Origin of the sequence: Enterococcus sp. DIV1067f (assembly GCF_050543505.1) — a bacterium.
Taxonomy (GTDB): Bacteria; Bacillota; Bacilli; order Lactobacillales; family Enterococcaceae; genus Enterococcus_D; species Enterococcus_D entomosocium.
In genome coordinates this window covers 395,256-420,920 of sequence record NZ_CP172940.1, presented here as the reverse complement: position 1 = coordinate 420,920, position 25,665 = coordinate 395,256, and the positions used below count along the sequence as shown (strand labels likewise).

Sequence of the window (25,665 nt, the reverse complement as noted above, 5' to 3'; positions counted from 1 at the left end):
TTGGTACAAATAAAAAAAGCCCTAGCTAAGTGCAACTGATTGGTTCAGTGTTCTTAGCTAGGGCAGATTGTGTTAGTGGTTAAACATATTGTAATTCTTTGGCTTCTTTGTAGGCTGCATCGATCAAACCGCCGCCCAAGCATTCCATCCCGTCATAAAAAACGACTGCTTGTCCAGGAGTGATGGCGCGTACTGGTTCGTCAAAAATCACTTCTGCTCGATCTCCATCTAATAGACGCACCGTTACCGGTACATCTTGTTGACGGTAGCGGAATTTTGCTGTGCATGAAAATTCCGTGCCGCGGTCTTGTTCTGTAGTAAAGTGGATTTGGCTTGCTTCCAAGCGATCTGCATACAAAGCGGGGTGATGGAATCCTTGTCCCACATACAAAGTGTTGGTCGCTAAGTCTTTTCCTACGACAAACCATGGTTCTTGAGTGGCACCGCCGCCGCCAATGCCTAAGCCTTGACGTTGTCCGATGGTGTAGTACATCAAGCCATCGTGTTGTCCTTTGACTTCGCCATCTAATGTAACCATATTGCCTTTTTTCGCTGGCAAGTAATTACTCAAAAATTGTTTGAAATTCTTTTCTCCGATAAAGCAGACACCCGTGGAATCTTTTTTCTTGGCTGTTGCTAGACCTGCCCGTTCAGCGATCGCTCGTACTTCTGATTTTTCCATGCCGCCTAGTGGGAACATGGTTTTGCTCAATTGTTCTTGTGACAATTGGCTTAAGAAATACGTTTGATCTTTGTTGTTATCCACGCCTCGCAACATATGAGTTACGCCGTTTTCATCAACGGTCACTTGCGCATAATGGCCAGTTGCTACATAGTCGGCACCAAGATCCATCGCATAATCCAAAAAGGCTTTGAACTTGATTTCCTTGTTACACATGACATCTGGATTTGGCGTCCGTCCGGCACGGTATTCTGCAAGAAAATATTCAAATACACGGTCCCAATATTCTTTTTCGAAATTCACTGAATAATAAGGAATCCCGATTTGCGCAGCCACTTTGGCTACGTCTTTGTAGTCTTCTGTTGCGGTACAAACACCGTTTTCATCGGTATCATCCCAATTTTTCATAAAGATCCCGACAACATCATACCCTTGTTCTTTCAGCAAAAGTGCTGTTACTGACGAGTCTACCCCGCCACTCATTCCAACCACCACACGGGTGTTTTCGTTAGACATGATCGTTTCACCATCATTTCAATTATAGATTCTGAAATCATCTACGATTTGAAGGTCGCAACTTTTCAGTAATTTGCATTATACAACAAAACACAAAAAACTTCACTGTTTGCTGTCTTTTCTTAAAAATTCCTTTTTTAGAAAAGACATCTGGAGAGAAGTTGCTGTTCGTTATTCCACCCACTCAGCCAAATAGAGGAAGCGCTGCTTTTGTGTCTGTCATCGACAGCTGTCCAAACAGTAACAACTTACTTTTCAAATGGTGGTTGTCATAAAATCGTATGAAATTCTTCAGGAAATGCAGAAATGCTCTTATTAGAAAAAGACTATACTTCTCTTAGATACTACTTTACGAGGAGGGGCATTTCATGCGATCGCACACAAGGATATCGAAAACGAGGAGAAACGATGGGAAGAAAGAAAAGAGCCTTGCACTGCTGCTTTTTCTCATCGGTGGTGTTTTTGTCATTCATTACGTGATTGATCAGGTCAGGGATGCTGCGTTTGATCAGACAGCGCTTGTCTCAAAACAGTTCACTCGCCAAGCCAATCAAGCGATTCAACAAGCGATGGCAGATACGCAGCAACTGCCGTTGATTGTACAAACCGATCAACGCTGGGGCAATAACACGTATGGATATGGAGAAGAGCAAAATACGTTTGCGGCAAACGGGTGCGCTATTGCTTCTTTAGCCATGATCGATTCTTTTTGGACGGATCGTCCGCCGAATCCTGACAAACTATTGGAGTGGGCTGGCGATCAATTTTATCTTCCCAAACAAGGAACGAGTTGGCAAATCTTTCCTCAGTTTGCCGAAGCTTTTGGTTACCAATTTGCCGATTTAGGGGATTCATTTGAGGCTGCCTATGAGAAAATGACACAAGGCATCCCCGTTGTGGTCTCGGTTCAAGCAGGAACCTTTACGACATCCGGACATATTATGGTATTGGCTTTGAACAAAGAAGGAACGATTCAAGTATTCGATCCTAATGATTCCCCCGAAAAAGCCCATTATGAGAAAAGCTATCCTAACGATGTCTTTCAAGCAGAAGGAATCCATTATTGGAGCTTTTGGCTTTGATGTTCTGATCGGCTGAAGCTGCAAAAATACACCTTTTGTGGGACAAAAAAAGACTAGCCGCAGCTAGTCTTTTGCTTATCTTGCTATTATTGAACGCGTGGTTCGTTGTTTTCTTGAATACGCGTCGTTGTCCGGTTGAAGGCACCTTTGGCTTTACGTGTTTGTTTTGACGCAAAGTCGCCAGTTGTTTCTGCCGCACTGCTTACTTTGTCTTGAACTGTTTCAGAGTCTTTTTCGAATTGTTCACGTGTTTTGACATCTGCTACATTCACGTTTACTTCGATGACTTCTAAATTCGTCATTTTGTTGACTTGTGTTGAAACAACCTCTTTGATTTGGTCGTAGATCGTGGTCATGTCGCTGCCATATTCTGCAACGATATCAAGATCGACTGCCACTTGTTTTTTCCCAACTTCAACATTGATCCCTGAAGTCACATCATCGGTGTTGACTAATTTACCTGCAATATTTGAGAAGAAACCGCCATCGACTGTTAAGAGTCCGTCTACAGATTCTAATGCAATGCCTACGATTTTTTGAATCACTTTATCTTCGTAAGTTAATTCTCCTTTAACACCTGTTGTTGGTTTTGTTTGGTTTTCCATCGTACATTCCTCCTACTATAATCTTGATATAAATTAAACTAATAATGTTACCAAAGTTAACGGCGCGGTCTTTGAAATTGTTCAAAGAATCCGACTTCTTTGAGATAAAATCCCAGATACGTACCTAGTGCCGTAAATAGCACCAGCAGTATGGTTTTCAAAAAGCCGATCGTTAGAAACAGGATCGCTAGGATCAAACCGAAACCTGCAAAGATAAGCGGGATCTTATAGTGGTAGAACCATTCACTCATACCTGTTCCTCCTAAACTACACGCGGTTGGTCATGGGCTGCTGGCGTTTCTTGCGTATCTTTTAAAACAACTTCCGTTTGGATATTGCTTTCGATACCGAAAAGCTGCTGCAGACTGCTGCTGATCTCACCAACCAAAGCTTCTTGTTTTTGCGGGATGGCTGCTGTTTGTTTCATTTCTCCATCGATTTTTACCGCTACTTTATTCTTGACGATTTTGATTTTTACCGATGGCTGATGGATGAAATCTGCTTGTTTCACCCGCTCGAGCACAAAATGCTCTAACGCCTTCTTCTGAATCACTAAATCGCCTGTCTTATGGGGAATGATCAAGCGGTCTGAGCGTTTTGGATAAAACAAAACGACAAAGAGTGCGATCACTGTAAAAATAGCAAAGCCAACAGATAACCAAAAGAGCAGCATACTCATGGAAGATCCGACCCAAGGATATTCATCCAAAGGAATCAAGTAAACAGGCAATGAAGCCGCTTGCTGATTGGCGATGATCCCAAAATAAAAGACAAGTAAGAGTAAAAGTAATCCGATGATAAAAATCACTTTAGAAATCTTACGCATTGGCAACCTCCTTTACTGCTTTCTACTTAAAGCATACACATTTCTTAAATATCCATCAAATAATAACTCTTGGAATCGATTATTTTTTACATATAAAGTTTATTTTTATCAAAAAAATTTCCTTAATCAAAGCTTGCTGTCAAAGTCATCACAAAAAAAGCAAGCCGTCCGACGTTGTCTTGACGCTTGCTTTTCTTGTTATCTGTTAACGAGCTAGCTTGGCAAGTTCTTGTTGTTTTGCATGATACAGCACCGCCAGTTCATTTTCGGAAACTGGTCGACCGAAGGGACGCGGCTGCGGCAGAAACGCCAATTCCGGCGCATCGACTCCTACGTTGAGATTCTCAGCGATTGGAACACTGTGATGATGGATATGCCCATGCAGATTGCGGCTGTTTTTGGTGATCCCCAGCAGCATAGGATAATGGGTCAATATAAATTGCTGGTGAGCAAACTTCAGCAAAACACCAACATCTTCAAACGCATACTTTTGGGCTCCCAAACAACCAGGATCATGCTTGCGCAAGTACGCAAAGAAAGCCCGGGTATCATGATTGCCTTTGATAAAAACGATTTTGCCCTGCAGCTGTGCTAACAGCGCAGCAATTTCTGGAAAGCCTGCTTCATAAGCAGGGTGCATCGCGACATCCCCTAAATGATAAACGACATCTTTATCCGCAACCACCTCATTCCAGCTAGCGATCATCGTTTCATGCATTTGCGTCACTGTCTCAAAGGGGCGTGGGGCAAAGTCATTGTCCCCGAGCAAGGCTGCATGAAAATAATGGGTATCAGACGTAAAAAATTTCATAGTCGCTCCTTACTTTACTGCTTTTTTCTGTGATTAGGGTCTTCAAATCATCGCTAGCGGCTGCTTTTTCGTTGGCTCCGGAAAGCGTGCATCGATTGTCGCCAATTCGCTTTTGGAAAAAACGATTTTGGCAGCTTCAATGTTCTGCAGCATATGCAGCGAGTCACTGGTTTGTGGGATCGCTAAGACGTGGGGTTGTCGGAGGGTCCATGCCAAAAGCAGCTGAAAAATCGTGCAGCCTTTGGCTTCTGCTAGCTCTTTCAAGACTTCATCATTTTTAAAGTGGTGCCCTAACCGATCGCCTTGAGCAATTGGTGAGTAGGCAATCACCGGAATCTCCGTCTCTGCCTGCCAAGGCAAAAGATCGTATTCGATCCCGCGGGCGCCTAAATTATAGAGTACTTGGTTGGCGGCACATTGATCGCCGTTTTCTAACCGCAACAGCTCCTCCATATCTGCCACGTCAAAATTAGAGACGCCCCATGCGCGAATTTTTCCAGAGTCTTTGGCAGCTTCTAGTGCGTCAACTGTTTCTGCTAACGGTACATCCCCTCGCCAGTGTAACAGATACAGATCAAGATAGTCGGTGCCTAAACGCGCTAAGCTGCGGTCTAAAGCTTTTGGCAATTCATCGGTGGAGGCATTCCAGGGATAGACTTTTGAAATCAAATAAAGATCTGCTCGTGTAAAGGGCTGGATCGCCTTGCCAACTAGCGTTTCTGCGTTTCCCTCGCCGTACATTTCTGCGGTATCGATGACAGCCGCTCCGGCTTTGATGCCCGCTTGCAGCGCATCGATCTCGGCTTTTTCCTTAGCTGGGTCATCCCCCATATGCCAAGTCCCCATTCCAACGGCTAACACGGATTGCTTGTTTAAGGTTCGTTTCATCTGGATTCCTTCTTTCTCGTCTCAACGTATCCACTTTCTGAGAACGGCTTAGGTTTGTTTTCTTTAGTATAAAAAGAAACCGGCAAAGATACAAAAGAAGTGTATCAATCCCTTGCCTGCTTGGCGGAGTGACACACTTCTTGCCCTTTGAACGGTATAGCTGCTTTTGACAAAAGCTTACGCTTTGACAAACAACCCGCGGCTGATAAAACCATCCATTAAAAAGTAAAATTTTTCTTGCAGCATTTTGTGCTGTTCATCTTTGAAAATATTGACTGCTTTTAATCCATTGGCTGTCGTGATGGACATCTTGAAGGTTTGCAGATCTTTTGCAACAGTGATTTTTAATTTAAAGCCTTCTTTGCTTTGGGGTGTTGCTTCAAGGCCACGAATCAATTGGAAGTTGCCGCCGTTCGTTTCTGTAAAGCCATTATCCCGCAACGTATATTTTTTTGCTTCAGGAGCAATGCGGTATTGGGTTGCTGCGCCTAAAACGGTTGCTGTTGTTTCAAATGCCATGTTCTTCACCTCTTTAACATCATTTCTTTCATTATAAATAGTTTTCAGCGAGATTGCTAGCTGTTCTCCTACTTTTTCGTTGCTAAGACAGTTTCTGCTAATAGCTGAGCAAATGCTTCGATTTCCGCCAATGTGTTGCCATAGCCAAAGCTGACTCTGACCGATTCCCGGATAGCTGGATGCTCTTTGCCCACCATCGCTTCTAGCACATGGGAGGGTTCCACATTGCCCGCCGTACAAGCGCTGCCTGTCGAGATGGCGGCCCCTTTTAAGTCCAATTTCATCAGTAACAAGTCACTGCTGACCCCTGGGAAACGCAGATTCAAAATATGCGGCAATTTGTGTGCTGGGTCACCATTCAACTGAACATCGATGCCTTGTGCTGCTAAGGTCTCCATCAGTACATCGGCAAACGTTTGATATTGTTCTGCCGCTGCTTGCTGTGCTTCGGGGGTATGCAAAGAAGCTGCTTTGGCCATCCCCGTGATGGCTGCCAAGTTTTCCGTCCCTGCTCGCCGTTTTTCTTCTTGTTCGCCACCATGGAGTAGCGAAGGTAGCGACAAGCCATCTCGTTTATACAAAAAACCGATCCCTTTTGGTCCATTGATTTTGTGAGCGGAAATGCTTAAGAGATCAATGCTATTTTCATTGATTTCAAGCGGGATCTTGCCATAAGCTTGCACGGCATCGGTATGAAAAACGGCGGGATGCTCCCGTAAAAGGGCGCCAATTTCTGCAATCGGTAGCAAATTGCCCGTTTCATTGTTTGCCGTCATTATGGATACTAAAATCGTATCGGGACGTAAGGCAGCCTCAACTTCACTGACGGCCAATTGCCCCTTTTGATCTACGGGCAAATAGGTCACCTCAAAGCCTGAGCCTTCTAAATAGCGCATACTCTCAATGACCGCCGGATGTTCGATCTGGGTCGTAATGATATGTTTGCCTTGTGCTTGTTTGCTAAGGGCTGTACCGATGATCGCTGTATTATCGCTTTCGGTACCTCCACTGTTAAAAATGATCTCATGTTCCTTGACCCCTAGCTGCTGAGCGATCGCTTGACGAGCCAATTCTAATTGGGTGTGGGCGTCTCGACCATAATGATGAATGCTTGATGGATTGCCAAAAAATGTCTGCATCGTTTCACTCATCACTTTGATCACTTCTGGGTGCAGCGGTGTCGTTGCTGCATGATCTAAGTAAACCATTCTTTTCACCTATCCTTCATTACTGCCATTATAACAAATCTTCCTCAGACGTCTATCGTGAGTGTCCATACGAAAAAACCTGTCAGTCAAAAGCGGAAAAATCGCCAATGATGACAGGCAGCTGAACGCGTTCAGCCTTACGAAAAATCAGGAACGTGTGCTGTTTTGCTTGTGCGAATCACGTCACTTACTGATCGTTTTATTTTTTTCCAGGTTCAGAGGCAATGACAGTCAATTCACCAACCAATTCCCATTTCTTGATCGGGTTTGGCAAAATGCAGCTCGTGCCCATTTTTAGTTCATAGGAATGACCGTCGATCATCAACTGCCCATACCCATCGATCACAGTCATCAAGGTATAATCGGCCTTTTGTGCCAACGATAATTTTCCACGTACTTCCCATTCATACACATTGAAAAATGGCGTTTCAAGATAGGTAACGACTGCTGATTGTCCTTGTTTGACTTCACGGATCGATAATTCTGGCGTCCGTGCAGGAATCGTCGTCACATCGATTGATTGTTGGATATGCAGCTCCCGTGTTTGTCCTTGATCATCAGTACGATCATAGTCGTACACCCGATAAGTCGTATCCGAGCTTTGTTGGGTTTCTAAGATCATGATCCCTTTCCCAATGGCGTGGATCGTTCCACTTGGCACATAGAAGAAATCCCCTTTTTTCACAGGGACTTTTGTTAACAAATCATCCCAACGACCCGCTTCGATCATTTCCGCAAGTTCTTCTTTGGTTTGTGCGTGGTGGCCATAAATGATTTCCGCACCTGGTTCGGCATCAATAATGTACCAGCATTCCGTTTTCCCTAATTCCCCTTCATGGGCTAGCCCATACGTGTCATCAGGATGGACCTGAACGGATAGATCATCTTCCGCGTCTAGAATTTTAATTAATAATGGAAAGACTGGTTCGTCTGAATGTCCAAACAGTTCTTGATGGTCTTGCCAAAGATCCGCCAATGTTTTGCCTTTAAACGGACCATTTTCAATGACGCTCACCCCATGAGGATGCGCACTGATCGCCCAATCTTCACCGATTTTGTCACTCGGTAAATCAAAACCAAAAACAGAATGCAGGCGACTGCCGCCCCAAATTTTTTCTTGAAAAACAGGTTTCATAAACAATGGTTCCATAATTGTTCCCCTCTCTAGTTGTTCGTGCATATTATAGCATGAATCCGCTTATTCGGCAGATTCTTTTAAGTAACATTGCAGGATTTCGTCACGATGACCCAAGTAGCTTTCTCGATGATCCACTGGATGGACCCGATTCGATAAGAAAATAAACGCTTTTTTGTTAGGGATATCTACTGCGAGAAACGTGCCTGTATAGCCTGTATGAAATAATTGGTACGACGCACCCAATAAGTCCCAGCCATAGGTGCGGGGCTTTGTGCTTTCAGGCGTCTGTCTCTGAGCCAGCGCCTGCATGACTTTTTCTGAGAAAAACGGCGCCCCTTGCTGCTGACCATTTGCCAGTAACAGTTGAACGAACAGCGTCAAATCATCCACGGTAGAAAACAACCCGGCGTTGCCGGCATGGTTTCCCAGCACTCGTGCTTTTGGGTCATGGGTGATTCCTCTAAGGATACTGCCGTCTGGCTGCTGCTGGGTAGGCACGATCAATGGCAGCTGTGAAGGAGGAAAAGGCGGAAAGCCGCTGTTCTTCATGCCTAAAGGCGTCAAGACTTCTTCTTGAAAAATCTCGGTCACTGATTTTTGATACAGCTCCTCCAATAAAAAGCCCAGCAAAATCGTACCAGTATCCGTATAGTTGACCGTTTGACCGATCGTATCACTGCTTTCAAGCTGCAAATACGCCTTGCGCAAAGCAGCAGCACCCAACTGGTCTCGATGAGGAATCCACGTGTTGATGGCTGCCGTATGCGTCAGCAAGTGCTTGATCGTTACCCGATCGTCTTTAAACGCTGGCAACCAACGAGTAAGCGGTGCCTCCATCTCGATTTTCCCTTGATCCCACAATTTTAACAGGACGGTGGTTGTACAAATGACTTTCGTCAATGAGGCTAAATCAAACAAATGATCTTTCGTCATGGGTTCGGTTTTCGGAAGAAGCGCTGCCTGTCCGAATACCTGTGTCTCTTGGGTTTCACCGGCGATAAAACGCAGCACCGCTCCTGGGAAAACGGTCGGCATTTTTTCTTGAATGAGCTGTACTGTTTCTGGGTACATTGTCATCATTCCATACTCGCTCCTTTCAGGCTTGTCTTGCTTCTAACTTTAGCACTTTTTAGCAGCAAACAAAACTCGTTATGCCCTTTTTTTCTCCAGCTATTCGCCTCGATCAGCTAATCGATTCGCTTGCTTGGTTTCTTAGACATCAAAAAACATCGACCACTCAAAAGAGTTTCCGATGTTTTTCTTATCTATTTGGATTTATTTTTTTACGATAAACCACCATTCGATACCGATCGCATCGTAGGTCGTCAACAATTGCCGTTTTTTGTCGATGAAAAACTCTTGCTTCTTCTCAGACAAGTGTTTTTCTAATGTATCGATATCTTCTTGACTGATGGAGATTTTCAAGAAGTCTAAGCCAAGCACCTCATGGGTCGGTAAATCGATCGTACCACCTTGTGCTTCCGTCAAGCCAACTTGGAAGTCACCATCATTGAGGATAAATTCCTTCGTTTCGGCTTCTTTTGTTTTCAACCCTAAGCTTTCTTCTAAGAAAAGCTGCTCTTTGGCTAGATTACTGACGTTTAAATACAGCTTGCCAAAATGAGCTTCTTTTGATAAGCCAGCCGCTTTTGCAGGTGCCGCTTTGATCAATTCTGCTTCGTCTTTTGGTACCGCAGTTCCTGCGGGTGCTGTAAATAAGACTTCGATTTTGTTTCCTTCTGGATCCGCTATAATAAAGCCTAATTGATTCGCTTCATAACGAGCTTCTTCGAAAGCAATCGCTTTTTGTTGGGCATTGCTCGCGATAGTTGCCGCTTCTTCTAGCGAGGATACGGCTAAAACGATGCGCTGCATCTTTTTGATCTCACCGAAATGGTCGTTGGCACGCGGGCTTTCTTCCAACCATAAAACTTCTCTATCTAATCCTTTTAGACCAAAGATGGCCAACTCATTTTCTTCTCTTTTCAGCTCAAAGCCAAGTACATCGCGATAAAAGGCAATCGCTTGATCGCGGTCTTTTACCCGAATTGCAACAGTCAGCAACTTCGTACTGCTCCCCAATAAGAAATCTGTCATTGTTTCTCCCCCTACTTACATATGTACTCATTGTACTGATAAAACGAAATTCTAGCAAATGAAATCCCTATCTCTTTTATTCTTTTTTTAGAGAAAATAAGAAGAAACGCACAGAAAAGTCAGAATTTTGCATTTTTATGAGTAGAGAGGAGGCGCTTGGGTGTCGCTAATGGCTTCAACTACAGCCAGCTGCTGCTGGACTTGCCGCGAGGATCTGGGTTCCTAAACGATCGATCCGATCGGTGATACAAACGGCAGCTACCCCTGCTTTTAAGGCTTTCTGAGCACTTTTTAGTTTTGGCAGCATGCCGCCCGTGACTACTTCTTCGGTGATCAAGCGGGGGATCTCTTCAAAAGAAACAGCGGATAACCACTTGCTTTCTTGCTTGATCCCAGGGACATCCGTCAGCAAATACAGTTTTTCGGCTTGTAAGCTGGCTGCGACCTGACAAGCCACTTCATCCGCGTTGATGTTCAACCATTGCCCCTCTGGCGTAATTCCTAGTGGGGCCAAGATCGGGACATGTTTTTTCTCTGTCAAGAGCTGCAAGAAGGCGGCGTTGATTCGCTGAACTTTCCCTACTTGCCCTAATTTCTCCTCATCGATAACTTCTCCTTGGATCAGCTGATCACAGCCAGCATTCAGTCCCACGGCATGGAAGCCAGCTTGCTGGAAAGCAGTCGTAATCAGCGGTTGAACTTGTCCCAAAAGGACCATTCTAGTCACTTCAAGCGTCTGGGGATCGGTCACCCGCAAGCCGTCTTTGATTTTGACTGTCAACGCCATTTTCTCCATCATTTCTGAGATGTAGTGACCACCGCCATGGACGATGACCACTTTTTTGCCCGCAGCTTGCCAATCTGCTATCGTCTCAAAGAATGACGGGGTTAAATTTTCTGAGGCGACACCGCCGATTTTTACTACGATCGTTTCCATCTACTCGCTCCTTTTTGTCTAGTACCTGATTTGTTTCAGGTATGATATAGTGCGTTGATTTTCACATAGTCATACGTCAGATCACAGCCCCAAGCGGTGCCAACACCTGCCCCTTCTTTCAGCTCAACAGCGACTTTGACTTCATTTTCCGCCAACTGTTCTTGCATGATGGTTTCGTCAAAAGCTACCGGCGTCCCTTGGACAAAGACGGGAATGTCGGCTAATGCGATCGATACCGTTGCTGGATCGATGGGTTGCCCACTATAACCCACTGCACATAAGATACGCCCCCAGTTTGGGTCTTTGCCAAAGAGGGCTGTTTTGACCAGCGGCGAACCGACGATGGTTTTGCTGATCATGCGGGCTGCTTCATCGGTCACAGCTCCACTCGTGTGAGCTTCGATCAATTTGCTGGCGCCTTCTCCGTCCTTCGCAATTGCTTTGGCTAAGGCGGTCAGAACTGCTTTAAGCATCCCTTTAAACTCATGGTAAGCTGGCGTATCGGCTTCGATCGTTGGATTTTTGGCTAACCCGTTGGCTAAAACTAACACCATATCATTGGTAGATGTATCGCCATCGACCGTGATTTGATTGAAAGTAACGTCGGTTAATTCTTTCAGCAGTGCTTGCAAGAGTGCTGGAGCGATCGCCGCATCTGTCGTAACAAAGGCCAGCATCGTGGCCATATTGGGATGGATCATACCAGACCCTTTGGCACAGCCCGCAACAGTCACCGTTTTGTCAGCGATTGTTGATTGGATGACACTGCTTTTTTCAGTCAGATCCGTCGTCAAAATCGCTCTTTGGAATTGGTGGGCATCCCCTTGCCTGTTTAGTTGCTGAATCCCTGCAGTGATTTTTTCCATCGGTAAGCTCTTGCCAATGATTCCGGTGGAGGCTACCGCAAAGGCTTCGGGACTCGTATGCAGCTGGTCTGCTGCCAATTCTGCCATCTCTTGTGCATCTTTTAAACCTTGCTCCCCGGTACAAGCATTGGCATTGCCCGCATTGACGATCACGCCTTGCAAGGTGCCTGCTTGCATTTTTTCCTTTGTAACGAGAATGGGTGCCGCTTGTACTTGATTGGTGGTAAAGACTGCCGCAGCACTGGCTGGCACTTCAGAGACGATCCAACCAAGATCGACTTTCTCTTTCTTCAGACCGCAATGCAGACCGTCGGCAAAAAAACCTTTTGGGGTTGCGATCGTTCCTTCGATTTCTTTCATTTTCTTTCCTCCTACTGCCACCTTTTTGCGGATTGTCCACTGGCTGACACGAGTATCCTCACGTGTCTGTTGGCTATTTTATGGGTATAACGGAGCTTGCATAAGACCGGTCGTTTCTGGTATCCCTGCCCATCGATTGAAGTTTTGGATCGCTTGGCCAGCAGCCCCTTTGCCTAAATTATCGATCACTGCGACAACGGTCAACACTTGGGTCAGCGGATTGAAACATAGGCCAATGTCACAAAAATTCGTTCCCGTCACTTGCCGCAGCTCGGGCAGCTTTCCTAACGGTTGCACTCGGACAAACGGATGGTCTTGATACGTTTTTACGTACTGCTCATAAATGTCCTCTTGCGAAATCGCGGCTTTGGTAGGGGCATAAAGCGTCATAAAGATCCCTCTTTTGACAGGCAGTAAGCTGGTAGAAAATTGGATCGGCGGCATTGCCTGATCCCATTGTTGAAACTGTTGCATGATCTCGGGAATATGCTGATGCTGATTTGGCTTATACATCGTCATGTTATCCGCAGCGGTTGCAAAGTGACTGCTGTCAGTCAATTTCTTTCCAGCACCCGATAAGCCCGACTTGCCATCAAAAATCAACGTGCCGCTGAATAGTTTTTGCTGAACCAACGGCGCAGCCGCTAAAATGGCAGCAGTCGCATAACAGCCTGGATTGGCGATCAAATTGCCAGAAGTCGTTGCAAACTCAGGCAGCGAATAGGTCGCTTGTGCCAACAACTCGGCAGGTGCAGCTTCTTGGTGATACCATTTTTGATAGCTATCCCGATCCTTCAATCGCAGATCACCAGAAAGGTCAATCACTGGAAAGTCATTTGCGACAAAAGTCGCTGCGAGTTCTTTGCTGATTCCAGCAGGAGTCGCAAAAAACACGAGTTGATTTTCCTTTTGGATTTTTTCTGCATCAAAAGGTTCGATCAACCGCTCTGTCAGTCCAATTAAATGAGGATACAAAACTGATGAATTTTCATGCATAGAATGACTATGCAAGGTGCCCACCTCCAATTGGGGATGCTGCTGGATCAAACGAATCAATTCAATTCCGGTATACCCTGTTACACCAACGATTGCTGCCTTCAAACACGTCACTCCTCAAAAGAATTTACTTAAGATTATAAGAAACTCCCATCGCTCTGTCAATGATTATTTATAAAACTATTCAAAATAAACTCGCTGTTATTCGGTTTTTATAAGAAAAAATGCCCAAAAAATCTATTTTTATACAATTATGCTAAGATCGCTTGTAAAATCGCCAAGGCTGCTTGCGTTTCCTCTTGCGAGATCGTTAAGGGTGGCAGCAAGCGCAAAACCTTGGTACCCGCCTTTAATGCGAGGAGGCCTTGGTTCCGCAGTTGAGTCAACACGGATTGCAAGCTTTCCGAATCTGCTAATTCGATACCAATCATCAATCCTTTCCCACGAATCGCATGCACCTTAGATAGTCCTTGCAATCCGTCGAAAAACTGCTGCTGACGCAATTGAACATTGACTTGAATGTCCTCTTCTTGCAACACACTGCAGACGGCACTAGCAGCGGCCATCGCTAATTTATTGCCACCAAAGGTCGAACCGTGACTACCGGGTCCAAAAGCCGTTTGCAAATGACTTTTGCCTAGCATTGCTCCGACAGGGATCCCGTTACCAAGCCCTTTTGCTACGGTAAAAAGATCAGGTTCAATGCCATATCCTTCAAAAGCAAACAGTGTTCCTGTCCGTCCCATCCCGGTTTGGATCTCATCCACCACCAGCAGTGCTCCCTGCTCCTGACAAAGGGCTGCCACCCCTTGGACCCACGCCACCTCGGCAGGGATCACGCCGCCTTCGCCTTGGATCAATTCTAAAAACACGGCTGCCGTCTGCTCATCTAAAACGGCTTGCAATGCCTCAAGGTCATTAAACGGTACATAAACCATCTCTGGTACCAGCGGACCAAACCCATCGTGAATACTGCTTTGCCCAGTCAAAGACATCGCGCCAAAGGTCCGACCGTGGAAAGATTGTTCAAAACTGATGACTTTGCTACGGCCAGTCGCTTTGCGAGCCAGCTTTAAAGCAGCTTCGTTCGCCTCAGCGCCACTATTGCAAAAATAAGCCAGATACGGCTCGTCTGAGGCGCTCGTTTGATTTTGGGTCAGCTTTTGGGCAACTTCTTCTTGCAGCTGGCTGTCATACAAATTCGGCACATGCCAAATTTGCTCTGCTTGGGTCATCAACGCGGCTTGCACTTTGGGATGCCCATAACCGAGATTAACGACCCCGATGCCGCTTGTTAAATCTAAATATTGGTTGCCTTGCGAATCTACGACATAGCTGCCGTTGCCTTGCTGGATATCGATGGGTAAACGACTGTAATTAGGAAAAAGATGGCTCATTGATTTCACTCCTTGTCTTGGATCATTCGAAATTATGTATTAATATACATTTTTATCTAGATAATTGCAATAAATATTTAAAATAAAGCCATATAAATTCATAAAAAAAGAAAGCAGTGACAATCACTGCTTTCTTTCAGTCAACCTTTGGCGGTCTGTTTATCATCATTTGGGGAAGAATTTCTTTCATTACAAACAGTGGATCACGCCACTTCTTCTGAAAATTGACTGTTATAAAGGTCTGCATAGAAACCGTTTTGCGCCATCAATTCCTCATGGTTTCCAGTCTCAACAATAGATCCGTGATTCATCACGATGATATTGTCAGCATCACGAATCGTAGAGAGACGGTGAGCAACCACAAAGCTGGTCCGATTTTCTAACAAACGCCCCATTGCTTTCTGGATCAAGATCTCAGTCCGCGTATCGACACTAGAAGTTGCTTCATCCAAAATCAAGACGTCCGGATCCGCTAAGAAGGCGCGGGCGATCGTGATCAGCTGACGTTGACCTTGGGAGATGTTGCTGGCTTCTTCATTCAAGACCGTATCATAGCCTTCTGGCAATTTGCGAACAAAATCATCCACATGGGCAGCCTTCGCCGCAGCAATCACTTGTTCTTTGGTCGCTTTTTCATTTCCATAATGAATGTTGTCATAGATGGAGCCGGTAAACAACCACGTATCTTGCAGCACCATCGAGATATTACTACGCAATTCATCACGAGTCAAGTCTCGGGTATCTCTGCCATCATAACGAATGCTACCGCCAGAAACATCATAAAAACGTTCCAAGAGATTGATCAGCGTGGTTTTCCCAGCGCCGGTTGGTCCTACGATAGCCACCATCTCACCAGCTTTGACATCCAGATTAAAATCGGTCATCAATAATTTGTCTGGGGCATAACCAAATTGAACATGATCGAAACGAACTTTGTATTCACTGTCTTCCACTGGTAAACCAGAAGGCTCATCATTCATTTCTTCTTCATCCAAGACTTCAAAGACCCGTTCGGCAGATGCAACGGTTGATTGGATGGTGTTTAGCAAACTAGCGATTTGAGTGATCGGTTGAGAGAATTGATTGGTGTATTGCAAGAATGCTTGCACATCCCCTAACGTCATGTTCCCATTCGCTACCTTGATTCCACCAAGGACAGCCACGAAGACATAGCCTAAGTTTTTAATGAAGTTCATCAAGGGCATAATGATCGCTGAAATAAATTGGGCTTTCCAACCAGCAGAATACAGACGGTCATTTTCTTCTTCAAAAACGACTTGATCGGCAGCCTCATGGTTGAAGGTTTTGACTACTGTATGACCGCCGTAAGTTTCTTCGACTTGGTCATTGAGCAATCCTAAACTTTTTTGTTGGGCCGCAAAGAATTTTTGCGATTTTGGTGCGACGATCATCACGACGATCAAGCTTAAAGGAACCGTTGCTAAAGCAATCAAAGTCAGTTGCCAACTGATCGTCAGCATCATCCACAAAACCCCGATAAAGGTCACGACACTCGTAATAAATTGGGTCAAGTTTTGTTGCAGGGTACTTGCGATATTATCCATATCATTGATTGCCCGTGACATGATATCCCCATTTGAGTGAGTATCATAGTAAGAGATCGGCAAGCGGTTCATTTTTTCATCTAAGTCTCGACGCAGCTCATAAACCGTTCGTTGAGAGACACGGGTCATAATAAACTGTTGTAGAAAGTTGAAGACGGCTGAAATCACATACATGCCGATCGCGATCAAAATGATTTGACCAACTTTCTCAAAATCGATAGGAAATTCTGTCACCTGTTGGCCGGCTTGCATCTGCTGCGTACCGATCATGACCCCTTTAAAAATTTCAGTGGTCGCTTCCCCTAAAATTTTCGGTGTTTGGATTTGGAAGATCACGGCTGCGATCGCTAAAACGAAGACGGCAATGATAGCGATGGAGCGTTTCGACATGTACCCGAAAAGCCGTTTGACCGTCCCCCAAAAGTTTTTTGGTTTTGGTCCTTTGGCACCGATGTTACGGCCCGGGCCGCCACCCATTGGTCCGCCACGGTGTTGTGTTGTTGTTTTCTTTTCACTCATGCAAGATCCTCCTCTCTCAATTGTGAAGAAACGATTTCTTGATAGGTTTCATTGTCTGCCATTAATGATTCATGGGTCCCTTTCCCTACGAGTTGTCCTTCATCTAATACTAAGATCGTATCGGCATCCATGACTGTGCTGACCCGTTGGGCAACCACGACCATGATGCTGTCTTGCATGTCGCGTTTCAGCGCTGCTCGTAAGTTTGCATCGGTTTTGAAGTCCAATGCGGAGAAGGAATCATCAAAGACATAGACATCTGCTTGTTTCACTAACGCACGAGCAATCGCTAAACGTTGACGTTGTCCACCAGAGAAGTTGCCGCCGCCTTGTTCTACACGGCTATCTAAGCCATCTGCCAGTTCGGAGACAAAATCTTTGGCTTGGGCGATCTCTAATGCTTGCCAGATTTCTTCGTCTGTCGCATCAGGTTTTCCGTATTTCATATTTTCACGAATGGTACCGGAAAACAGTACCGCTTTTTGCGGAACAAAGCCCACGACTTCTCGTAGATTGTGCTGGGTGATTTCTGCAATATTGACCCCATTGATTTTGATTGCACCAGACTCCACATCGTACAAACGAGGCAAGAGATTGACTAGTGTCGTTTTCCCTGAGCCCGTCCCACCGATGATGGCAACAAAATCACCAGATTTTGCTTGGAAGTCGATATCTTCCAACGCCAATTTCTCAGCGCCTTGGTAGCGATACGCCACATGGTCAAAAGTCAAGGTTGCTTGATCCCCTTGTAAGCTCAATGTCGCTGGTGTTTTTGGATCGAGAATTTCATCTTCTTCATTTAAGACTTCGTTGATCCGGTCAGCTGATGCTTGGGCTCTTGGCACCATCACGAAGATCATGGACAGCATCATAAAGCTGATCAAAATTTGCATCGCATAAGTCATAAACGCAATCAGGTTCCCGACTTCTAAGGTCATTTCGGCAATATAATGACCACCAAACCATGTGATGGCAATGTTCGTTCCACTCATGATCAACGTCATCAAAGGCATCATCAAGGCCACGATGGTATTTACTTTGATCGCGGTGTGGGTGTAATCTTTGTTGGCTTGATCAAAGCGATTCGCTTCATAATCCGTCTTGTCAAATGCCCGAATAACGCGGACCCCCGTCAAGCCTTCACGAAAGACTAAGTTCAAACGGTCAGTTTTCTTTTGCATACTTTTGAATAAAGGAACGGCAAAATACATAATACCGCCAACTAATACTAGCATGATAGGAATAACGACTAAAAAGATTCGTGTTAATTGGGCATCTTTTTGATAGGCCAAGAAGCTCGCCCCAATCAGTGTGATCGGTGCATTGATCATCATACGTAAAAACATTTGCGTCACCATTTGAATTTGGTTGACGTCGTTAGTGGTTCGTGTGATCAATGATGCGGTCCCAAATTTATCGAAAGAACGAGAAGAAAAATTCTCAACTTTTTGGTAAATGTCCGAACGTAGTTTTTGTCCTAATTTTTGTGATTCTCTTGTTGCGAAATACGTATTTCCTAAAGCGGCGATGATACTGATCAATGAAAAGCCGATCATGTAAAAGCCGGTTTTCCAAATGTAATCAATGTCCCCTGTCGCCACCCCATTGTTGATAATATTGGAAGTCAATGTCGGTAGATACAAATCAGAAACGACTTGGATCACCATAAACACCACTGCCATGATTATGGAAATGACGGATACGCGTTTTATCAGCTTAATCATAGGTTTCCCCTCTTTCTTTTTTTGCGCCCTCTCTTAACCAGCGGACTTTACTGTTGAAATCAGCGATCGCTTCGGCAGGATCATAGTCTGGATCAAATGCTGATTGGCGATAGGCTTCGGCAATCGTCGAAAAGACGGTATGCATCAGCAGCTGGATCAGCATTTTCAACTCATGGTCGTCTTTGACTTTCAATAAATCTTTGTCGACCTCTGACAAAAAGATGGCTTGCTGCTTCTGCCGATCGGCTTTGTGTTCTTGATGCATCTTGTGCTGCATCTCTGGCACGACTTTATGGAAGGAACGATAATCCATACTCATAAATAAATTGCGGTAAAAGTTTGCGTTTTTGCCTTTGAAAACCTCGGCGATCATCCGTGAAAAGTACCATTCGAACCCCGCAAACAGATCCCCGTTTTCATGTTGGATCGATTTCAGCAGATCTCGCTGACTATTTTTTTTCAACGTATGGAAATAATAGTAATAAAGATCTTCTTTGTTTTCGAAGTATTGGTAAAAACTCCCGCGAGGAATCTCGGCATCTTTGATGATGTTGGCGATCGAGGCGTCTTTCAGCGGCAGTCTTGAGAATTCTTTTTTCGCCGCATTTAAGATGCGCTTTTGTTTTTCTGGCGGCAAGTGAAAAAATGTATCGGTCGGCATCACAAGCAACTCCTTTCTAATTTAAAATAAATCACAGCTCTCGATATGACACGTTGTCATATGACACTGTGTCATTATACACCCCTCACCAGAGAATGCAAGAATTTAAATTTGACTTTTTTATGAAGGAATCGATTCTGGTCTTTTTATAAAGGGCGTTATTTGAAAAGAAATAACCAATGAAATTTCTGAAAACAAAAAACCTTCGTTTCCCTGATGGAAAACGAAGGTTGCTATTTTTTCATTCTGCCGATTATAAATAACGATCATTTTTTCTTTCGGCGCCATAAAATCAAGAAAACGATCAGCAGCAGGATAACACCGGCGATCAGTAAGGTATAGCTTGGCGCTTCATTGGTTTTAGGTAATGTTTTTTCACCATCGGCAGTAGCGTTGGCCTCTTTCGAAGAAGTCGTTGTCGCTGTTTCTTGAGCAGTCGTCGATGTTGCCGTCGCTTCTTCAGTCGTACTCGTTTGCGTGCCTGTAGGCAGATACATGGAATCATTTGCCGCTTGAATGATATAAGAGATCCTTCCTGGGACAAAGGCACCTGGATCGACTTGCATCTCTTGTTCCATCTGATTCAAATTGGTCAAAATTGAAATCATCCATTCTTTGGAAACGGCTTGATTCAAATGTAAAAAGACTCCGTCTGCTGGATAGACGACCCGTAAATATTCCTGCAACTGATCCACGACAGGAATCAAGTCAGCAAAACTGGCGTAGCTATTCGCATCAAAAGCCAGTTGCGGCTCAATGGCTTCCCAGGATAACGTCTGATCGACAAACAAGGCGCCGATGATTTTTGCCAAGTAAGCAATATCAAAGCCCATCGCATCACTAGAATAACGTATCGCTAGGCGATTGCCATTGGTCAATTCTTCATCTGTCAACTGGTCCAACTGTTCTTGGGTAAATGCGGTCACACTGCCTTCAGTGATCCCTTGGGTTAAGGCGCTACGCAGCGAACTAGGTTCATCGGCTAACGTGTTGATCTCATTGACGTTTTGCGTCCCTGTCTCTGCTTGGATCGAGGCAATAACGGCTTCGGAATCGACTGGCTCTTGATTCTCGTCAGCTGTAGTTTCTGAAGTAGCGGATTGATCCGTTTCTTGGTTTTCATCTGTACTTTCTTGGGCAGAATTTTGAATCTGCTCACTGTCTGTTTGCCCTTCTGATGAAAGCGTCTCGCTAACGGCAACCGGATTGTCACTTCCACTCGTAGCCGTTTCATCTGCATGAACCATCATTGGTGAAAATGCCAGCGTCATTAGTCCGAACCAAATTATTTTTTTCATCGTCATTGCCTCCTCGTATGGGATTTCTCCCTTTGTAACGAAACTGTAACATAAAGGCCTCGTTTCCGCAATCAATTTAGTAACTTCTTAAAAAAAACCTCCATCTTTATCAGATAGAGGTTTTATCATTATTTTATCGTTGCCACGTGCATCACTGCTTGACCTGCGTTTGTTTCCGCGATCGGTAACAGTTCAACGTTGGCTGCTTGGTCCATATTGGTGATAATAACGAGCATCTCAGAGGCTTTGCCTTTGGCTGTCAGCTGCGCCAAATCGACTTGGGCAACTTGGGTGGCTGGTGTCACCGCTTGGCCTTCCTCCACCAGGATCTCAAAAGGTGCTCCTTGCAATTCGACGGTGTCGACACCCATGTGCAGCAGAATCTCTAGCCCGCTAGCAGTCTTGATCCCCAATGCATGTTTCGTTGGGAAAATCGTCGTGACGGTTCCTGCTGCTGGTGCAAAGATCGCCCCATTGTCTGGCAAGACGAAATACCCGTCGCCCATCATTTTTTGCGAAAATACCGGATCACTTGACGCGCTGATCGATTTTGTCGTACCTGTTGCTACTGCGTATAAGGGTGTATCGATCGTTGTTGCTGATGAATTTGCTGCCGTTTCCTTTGCAGCCGTTTCACTCGTTTCTTTTGGTTGCGGTTGCACAGTGACGGTTGCAGCTGGTTTTGCCTCCTCTGCCTCAATCCCTTTGACTGCTTCTAAGCGATCTTTAGGAATCCCAAAGAAGTAGGTGACAACGAAGCCGCCAGCATAGCCTGCTAACAAGCCGAAAATATAGCCCATCCAACGGCCGTTGGCAATCAATGGAATCAAAGCTAGCCCTGATGGTCCAATCGCCGTTGCGCCGATATTTGTCAAAGCGCCAATGACCGCACCACCGATCCCACCACCAATACAAGCAGTGATAAATGGTCGACCTAATGGCAATGTCACTCCGTAGATCAATGGTTCGCCGATACCTAAGATCCCAACTGGCAATGCACCTTTGATCATTTCAGAAAGCTCTTTGTCTTTACGTAGTCGTACCCATAAGGCGAAAGCTGCTCCGACTTGACCGGCACCAGCCATGGCTAAAATCGGTAATAATTGCGTGCTGCCTGTTGCTTCGATCATTTGGATGTGGATCGGGGTCAAAATTTGATGCAAACCAAACATGACCATTGGTAGGAAGGCCGCCCCTAAGACAAACCCAGAAAACGCACCGCCCACATTCAAGACCCAAGTGATTGAACCGACTAAGCTGTCAGAGATCAGACCTGCCAATGGCATGATCAAGAAAATCTCCGTCAAACCGATGATCAACAAACACAACGTCGGGGTCACGATAATATCGATCGCTTCAGGAATCACTCGATGCAGCACTGCCTCTAATTTCGCCAAAAGCCATACAGCGAAGATCACACCGATGATCCCTCCTTGGTTGGCAGCTAAAGCTTCGCCGGTGAACAAGTTTTGGATCGGGGCTTCTGGGTTCATACCGGTCAGCAAGATGATCGAACCGATCACTCCACCAAGGGTTGGATTGGCTTTAAAGACCTGCGCAGCATTGACCCCAGTAAAGATTGCTAAATAGGTGAACATCCCATTTCTTAGGACGTTTAAAATCATGACATAATAATTCCAAGTGTCTCCATCTAAATTTCCAGCAGTGATCATGTTGGTCAGAACGGAGGCGATCCCTGCAACGAGTCCTGCACCAACGAAGGCTGGAATCATTGGAACAAAGATATTTGAAATGTCTTTCAGCAGCGACTTCAATGGTGATGATTTTTGTTTGGCTTTTTGGGCTGCTTTCATCTCTGCCGTTTTTTCTGATAACGCCTCTTTGCCTGATTTTTGCTGCGGGATCTCTTGCCCTAAATCAACACCGGCTTTTGCCACCATTGCGTTGGCTACTTTGTTGACTTTCCCTGGTCCGATAATGACTTGCAGCTGCTCGTCATTGACGACACCCATCACGCCGGGAATCTCTTTTAACCCTTGTTGATCGACCTTGTCGTGGTCGCGGACGGTCATTCGTACGCGAGTCATACAGTGATTGACTGTTTCTACGTTGTCCATTCCGCCGGCTTCTTGAAAAATCTTCTCCGCTAACTCTTCTACCGTCAGTGTTTCTTTTGCCATTACTTTTCTCCTCCTAACGCCGTTTTGACAAACCCTTGTGCCGTGGCAAGTTTTGCTTGTGCTTCGTCTTTCGTGCTATCCGTCAACAGCATCACGATCGCCAATTTGACATTCTGATCTGCTTCTTCAAATGCTGCAGCGGCTGTTTCATAATCAGCTTCAGTTGCCTGCATGATGATCCGTTTTGAGCGTTCCACCAATTTTTCGTTAGTCGCTTTCACGTCGACCATCAAATTATTGTAGACTTTACCGATCCCTACCATCGATAACGTCGAGATCATATTCAAAATCAATTTTTGGGCAGTTCCTGATTTCAAACGAGTCGAACCCGTCAGAAACTCTGGGCCACAATCGACTTCAATTGGAAAGCTGGCATGTTGAGAGATCTCCGCATCTTTGTTACAAGCGATCGTAGCCGTTGTGGCACCAAGCTCATTGGCGTAATCAAGAGCCCCAATCACGTAAGGCGTTCTACCACTGGCAGCGATCCCGATCACCATGTCATTTGGGTTCAACTTCAGATCGACAAGGTCTTGTTTCCCTAGCGTTAAGGAGTCTTCTGCTCCTTCGACAGCGACCGTCATCGCTTCTTCACCACCGGCGATCAGACCAACCACCATCTCAGGTGATACCCCAAAGGTTGGGACACATTCGGCCGCATCCAAGACGCCTAATCGACCACTTGTCCCAGCGCCAAGATAAATCAAGCGTCCGCCTTTTTTAAAAGCAGCGATAGTTTGTTCAATCACTTTTTCAATACTAGGAATTTCTTTTTCCACTGCATAGGCAACTTTTTGATCTTCTTGGTTCATTTTTTGGCACGCTTCTAAAATCGTCATTTCATCTAAATTGCTCGTTTCGCTATTGCGTCGTTCAGTCGTTAATTTGTCTAAATTGATTTTATTCATTGGAATCATCTCTTTCTAATTTAAATCGCATCCCTGCTTTGATTTGTTGGATCAAAGGCAGATCGGCTGGTATCACCTGAGCGGCGAGGTTGACTTTGGGGTCTGCAGGCAATGGTCGTTTGCACACTTGAATCTCTCCCATATAACGCAAGTACTCTTGGTTATCGATCGTCACAGCACCCATTGGCCGCTCTTGACTAAGTTCAGGTTTGACTTCTGGAATGGCATTGAAACGGGCATCGGCGCTACGCAAGACATCTCGAGCTTCATCGTAACGATTCTGGTGATCCCCTAGTACGTGTTCAAAGTAAGTAGAACCAAGATCTTTGACCCGCAAAACGATCCGCGCTTCTTGCAGATACGTCGCAAACTGCTGCGTACTTTTTGCAGAAACCATGCCATCGCCAATGTAAACAGCATCAACTGAGCCAGTAGCCAACAAGTCGATTGCTGCGGCAAAAGGCGACCAGTTGCGGTGTCTTTCCAGTGTGGGTAATCCTTGAAATAACGGTCCGCGTTTCTTGGCATCTCCTGGAACAAAGGCTTGGACGAAAAAGCCTTGTGCTTTCAACCAGCGGTTCTTCTCCTGAAACCAGTCAGCATCTAGTCCTGTTTCTGGCCGGGGGTAATAATTGTGCCAAGCTTCCAAACGAGTAAAATCGGCTCCATACGCCTGCAGCTCTCGAATGTCTTTTTCCGTTAATGTACTGGCATTCAAACTGATGGTCATTTCTTTTGAAAAAGCAGCGATTTGTTGATTGTCGATGGCATAGTCCATTCGTAAACCAGTGACACCGATCTCCCTTAGTTCCCCCAGATTGTCGATGGAAAAGCCCGCTTCTGCTAAGGCGTTTCCAGAAATATCTACCATTAAAGACAGCTGATGGTCTTTTGCGAAACCTCCCAAGTCCGTCAGACGCTGCCGATAGGTACTGCGATCGTCTTCTGGTATGTGCATGGAGGTGAAAATCCCTTTAAAGCCTGATGCCATCGCAGTCATCTGCTCAAGTTCTGCTGCCGTCAAGTCTTCGTTCATAAATACAGAAAAGCCGAACATCTCTTTGCCTCCTTGGCGAGTCACTTTCGTGATACCGTTTTCTATAAAAGCATTATAACTGATTCTCTTCCTGTTCGCAACTATATTTCATAATTAAATCTTATATATAGAAATATCGTTTCATTTAATAAGAAAGCTTTACCCTTTAAACTTTCTTATGCCCTTCTTTCTGCACTTGTGGTACACTTTATTAGGAACGAAACTTGCTTTCGTCATTTTTACATAGTAGGAGGAATCACATCATCAATGATTACAATGGATGATATTATTCGCGAAGGCAATCCAACCTTGCGTGAAGTAGCAAAAGAAGTACCTTTTCCTTTGAGCGAAGAAGATATCGCACTAGGAAAAGAAATGATGACCTTTTTAGAAAACAGCCAAGACCCAGTCAAGGCAGAAGAACTCGAATTAAGAGGTGGTGTTGGTCTAGCAGCTCCTCAATTAGATATTTCAAAACGAATCACAGCGGTCCTCGTCCCTAGCAGCGACCCAGAAAAAGCAGAACCTGATTTTAAAGATGTTCTTTACAATCCTAAAATTCTAAGTCATTCCGTGCAAGAAGCTTGTTTGGGTGAAGGCGAGGGCTGCCTGTCCGTGGACCGTGAAGTCCCTGGCTACGTGGTACGCCATGCCCGGATCACGATCAGCTATTACGACATCAACGGCAAAAAGAAAAAAGTTCGTTTAAAGAACTATCCTGCGATCGTCGTTCAGCATGAGATCGATCATTTGAACGGGGTCATGTTCTACGATCATATCAATCAACAAAATCCTTTTTCATTGAAAGAAGGCATTTTAGTCATCGACTAACTAAAAAGTCTCTACCGACATTTTGCGGCAGAGACTTTTTTTTCTTCTATATTA

General features: G+C 45.1%; 24 protein-coding genes. 2 read left to right on the top strand and 22 right to left on the bottom strand.

Translation table 11 applies throughout. The features are described 5' to 3' along the window. Positions 1-79: 79 nt before the first annotated feature. Positions 80-1,198 (bottom strand): tRNA 2-thiouridine(34) synthase MnmA, encoded by a 1,119-nt coding sequence (gene mnmA / locus IGJ42_RS02000; RefSeq protein ID WP_026008140.1) that lies wholly within the window; start codon positions 1,196-1,198, stop codon positions 80-82. 368 nt (positions 1,199-1,566) lie between these two features. Between mnmA and IGJ42_RS01995 the strand changes: the two genes are divergently transcribed. After that, positions 1,567-2,280 carry a C39 family peptidase gene (locus IGJ42_RS01995; RefSeq protein WP_061053675.1) on the top strand — a complete coding sequence of 238 codons (714 nt, stop codon included), beginning with the start codon at positions 1,567-1,569 and terminating at the stop codon, positions 2,278-2,280. Between the two features lie 86 nt (positions 2,281-2,366). Here IGJ42_RS01995 and IGJ42_RS01990 read toward each other — a convergent pair whose 3' ends face one another. The 21 genes from IGJ42_RS01990 to IGJ42_RS01890 all read right to left on the bottom strand — a co-directional run bounded on the left by IGJ42_RS01990 (position 2,367) and on the right by IGJ42_RS01890 (position 24,801). Further along, a complete protein-coding gene (locus IGJ42_RS01990; RefSeq protein ID WP_005232258.1) occupies positions 2,367-2,885 on the bottom strand; it encodes an Asp23/Gls24 family envelope stress response protein in 519 nt (172 codons plus the stop codon). A gap of 56 nt (positions 2,886-2,941) precedes the next feature. Beyond that, complete coding sequence (locus IGJ42_RS01985) at positions 2,942-3,136, bottom strand: DUF2273 domain-containing protein (RefSeq protein WP_005232259.1); 195 nt, start codon at positions 3,134-3,136, stop codon at positions 2,942-2,944. 11 nt (positions 3,137-3,147) lie between these two features. Continuing rightward, on the bottom strand, positions 3,148-3,711 hold the full coding sequence (amaP, locus tag IGJ42_RS01980) for an alkaline shock response membrane anchor protein AmaP (RefSeq protein WP_005232260.1): 564 nt from the start codon (positions 3,709-3,711) through the stop codon (positions 3,148-3,150). Between the two features lie 205 nt (positions 3,712-3,916). Next, positions 3,917-4,522, bottom strand: a complete 606-nt coding sequence (locus IGJ42_RS01975) for a metallophosphoesterase (RefSeq protein ID WP_087664819.1) — start codon at positions 4,520-4,522, stop codon at positions 3,917-3,919. Between the two features lie 42 nt (positions 4,523-4,564). Further along, positions 4,565-5,410, bottom strand: a complete 846-nt coding sequence (locus IGJ42_RS01970; protein WP_016611429.1) for an aldo/keto reductase — start codon at positions 5,408-5,410, stop codon at positions 4,565-4,567. A gap of 177 nt (positions 5,411-5,587) precedes the next feature. Next, on the bottom strand, positions 5,588-5,929 hold the full coding sequence (locus IGJ42_RS01965) for a DUF1831 domain-containing protein (protein ID WP_005232263.1): 342 nt from the start codon (positions 5,927-5,929) through the stop codon (positions 5,588-5,590). A gap of 68 nt (positions 5,930-5,997) precedes the next feature. Beyond that, the gene (locus IGJ42_RS01960; RefSeq protein WP_087664818.1) at positions 5,998-7,137 is read right to left on the bottom strand and encodes a cysteine desulfurase family protein; all 1,140 of its coding nucleotides are present in this window, start codon (positions 7,135-7,137) and stop codon (positions 5,998-6,000) included. 199 nt (positions 7,138-7,336) lie between these two features. Next, a complete protein-coding gene (gene manA / locus IGJ42_RS01955) occupies positions 7,337-8,290 on the bottom strand; it encodes a mannose-6-phosphate isomerase, class I (protein ID WP_176257035.1) in 954 nt (317 codons plus the stop codon). 45 nt (positions 8,291-8,335) lie between these two features. Next, entirely contained in the window at positions 8,336-9,352 is a 1,017-nt protein-coding gene (locus tag IGJ42_RS01950; protein WP_429961623.1) for a serine hydrolase domain-containing protein, read from the bottom strand. A gap of 198 nt (positions 9,353-9,550) precedes the next feature. Then, positions 9,551-10,372, bottom strand: a complete 822-nt coding sequence (locus tag IGJ42_RS01945) for a VOC family protein (RefSeq protein ID WP_086372563.1) — start codon at positions 10,370-10,372, stop codon at positions 9,551-9,553. Positions 10,373-10,547: 175 nt separating this feature from the next. Beyond that, a complete protein-coding gene (gene argB / locus IGJ42_RS01940; protein WP_005232286.1) occupies positions 10,548-11,309 on the bottom strand; it encodes an acetylglutamate kinase in 762 nt (253 codons plus the stop codon). A gap of 35 nt (positions 11,310-11,344) precedes the next feature. Next, positions 11,345-12,535 (bottom strand): bifunctional glutamate N-acetyltransferase/amino-acid acetyltransferase ArgJ, encoded by a 1,191-nt coding sequence (gene argJ, locus IGJ42_RS01935; RefSeq protein WP_034878112.1) that lies wholly within the window; start codon positions 12,533-12,535, stop codon positions 11,345-11,347. Between the two features lie 78 nt (positions 12,536-12,613). Continuing rightward, positions 12,614-13,636: an N-acetyl-gamma-glutamyl-phosphate reductase gene (gene argC / locus IGJ42_RS01930; RefSeq protein WP_429946998.1), complete on the bottom strand. Its 1,023-nt coding sequence runs from the start codon at positions 13,634-13,636 to the stop codon at positions 12,614-12,616. A 146-nt stretch (positions 13,637-13,782) separates the two neighbouring features. After that, entirely contained in the window at positions 13,783-14,928 is a 1,146-nt protein-coding gene (locus tag IGJ42_RS01925; protein ID WP_429946997.1) for an acetylornithine transaminase, read from the bottom strand. 203 nt (positions 14,929-15,131) lie between these two features. Continuing rightward, entirely contained in the window at positions 15,132-17,012 is a 1,881-nt protein-coding gene (locus IGJ42_RS01920) for an ABC transporter ATP-binding protein (RefSeq protein ID WP_061053672.1), read from the bottom strand. Further along, entirely contained in the window at positions 17,009-18,736 is a 1,728-nt protein-coding gene (locus IGJ42_RS01915) for an ABC transporter ATP-binding protein (protein WP_008376197.1), read from the bottom strand. The genes IGJ42_RS01920 and IGJ42_RS01915 overlap by 4 nt, the downstream gene beginning before the upstream one ends. Further along, on the bottom strand, positions 18,729-19,397 hold the full coding sequence (locus IGJ42_RS01910; protein WP_005232294.1) for a TetR/AcrR family transcriptional regulator: 669 nt from the start codon (positions 19,395-19,397) through the stop codon (positions 18,729-18,731). The genes IGJ42_RS01915 and IGJ42_RS01910 overlap by 8 nt, the downstream gene beginning before the upstream one ends. A gap of 266 nt (positions 19,398-19,663) precedes the next feature. Further along, positions 19,664-20,695, bottom strand: coding sequence for an LPXTG cell wall anchor domain-containing protein (locus IGJ42_RS01905; protein WP_101698787.1), 1,032 nt, complete (start codon positions 20,693-20,695; stop codon positions 19,664-19,666). A 128-nt stretch (positions 20,696-20,823) separates the two neighbouring features. After that, entirely contained in the window at positions 20,824-22,836 is a 2,013-nt protein-coding gene (locus tag IGJ42_RS01900) for a glucose PTS transporter subunit IIA (protein ID WP_101698786.1), read from the bottom strand. Further along, a complete protein-coding gene (gene murQ / locus IGJ42_RS01895; protein ID WP_008376205.1) occupies positions 22,836-23,744 on the bottom strand; it encodes an N-acetylmuramic acid 6-phosphate etherase in 909 nt (302 codons plus the stop codon). The genes IGJ42_RS01900 and murQ overlap by 1 nt, the downstream gene beginning before the upstream one ends. Further along, on the bottom strand, positions 23,737-24,801 hold the full coding sequence (locus IGJ42_RS01890; protein ID WP_429946994.1) for a DUF871 domain-containing protein: 1,065 nt from the start codon (positions 24,799-24,801) through the stop codon (positions 23,737-23,739). Before IGJ42_RS01890 ends, murQ begins: the two co-directional genes overlap by 8 nt. 246 nt (positions 24,802-25,047) lie before the next feature. Between IGJ42_RS01890 and def the strand changes: the two genes are divergently transcribed. Further along, on the top strand, positions 25,048-25,611 hold the full coding sequence (gene def, locus IGJ42_RS01885; RefSeq protein ID WP_008376209.1) for a peptide deformylase: 564 nt from the start codon (positions 25,048-25,050) through the stop codon (positions 25,609-25,611). Positions 25,612-25,665: the final 54 nt, after the last annotated feature.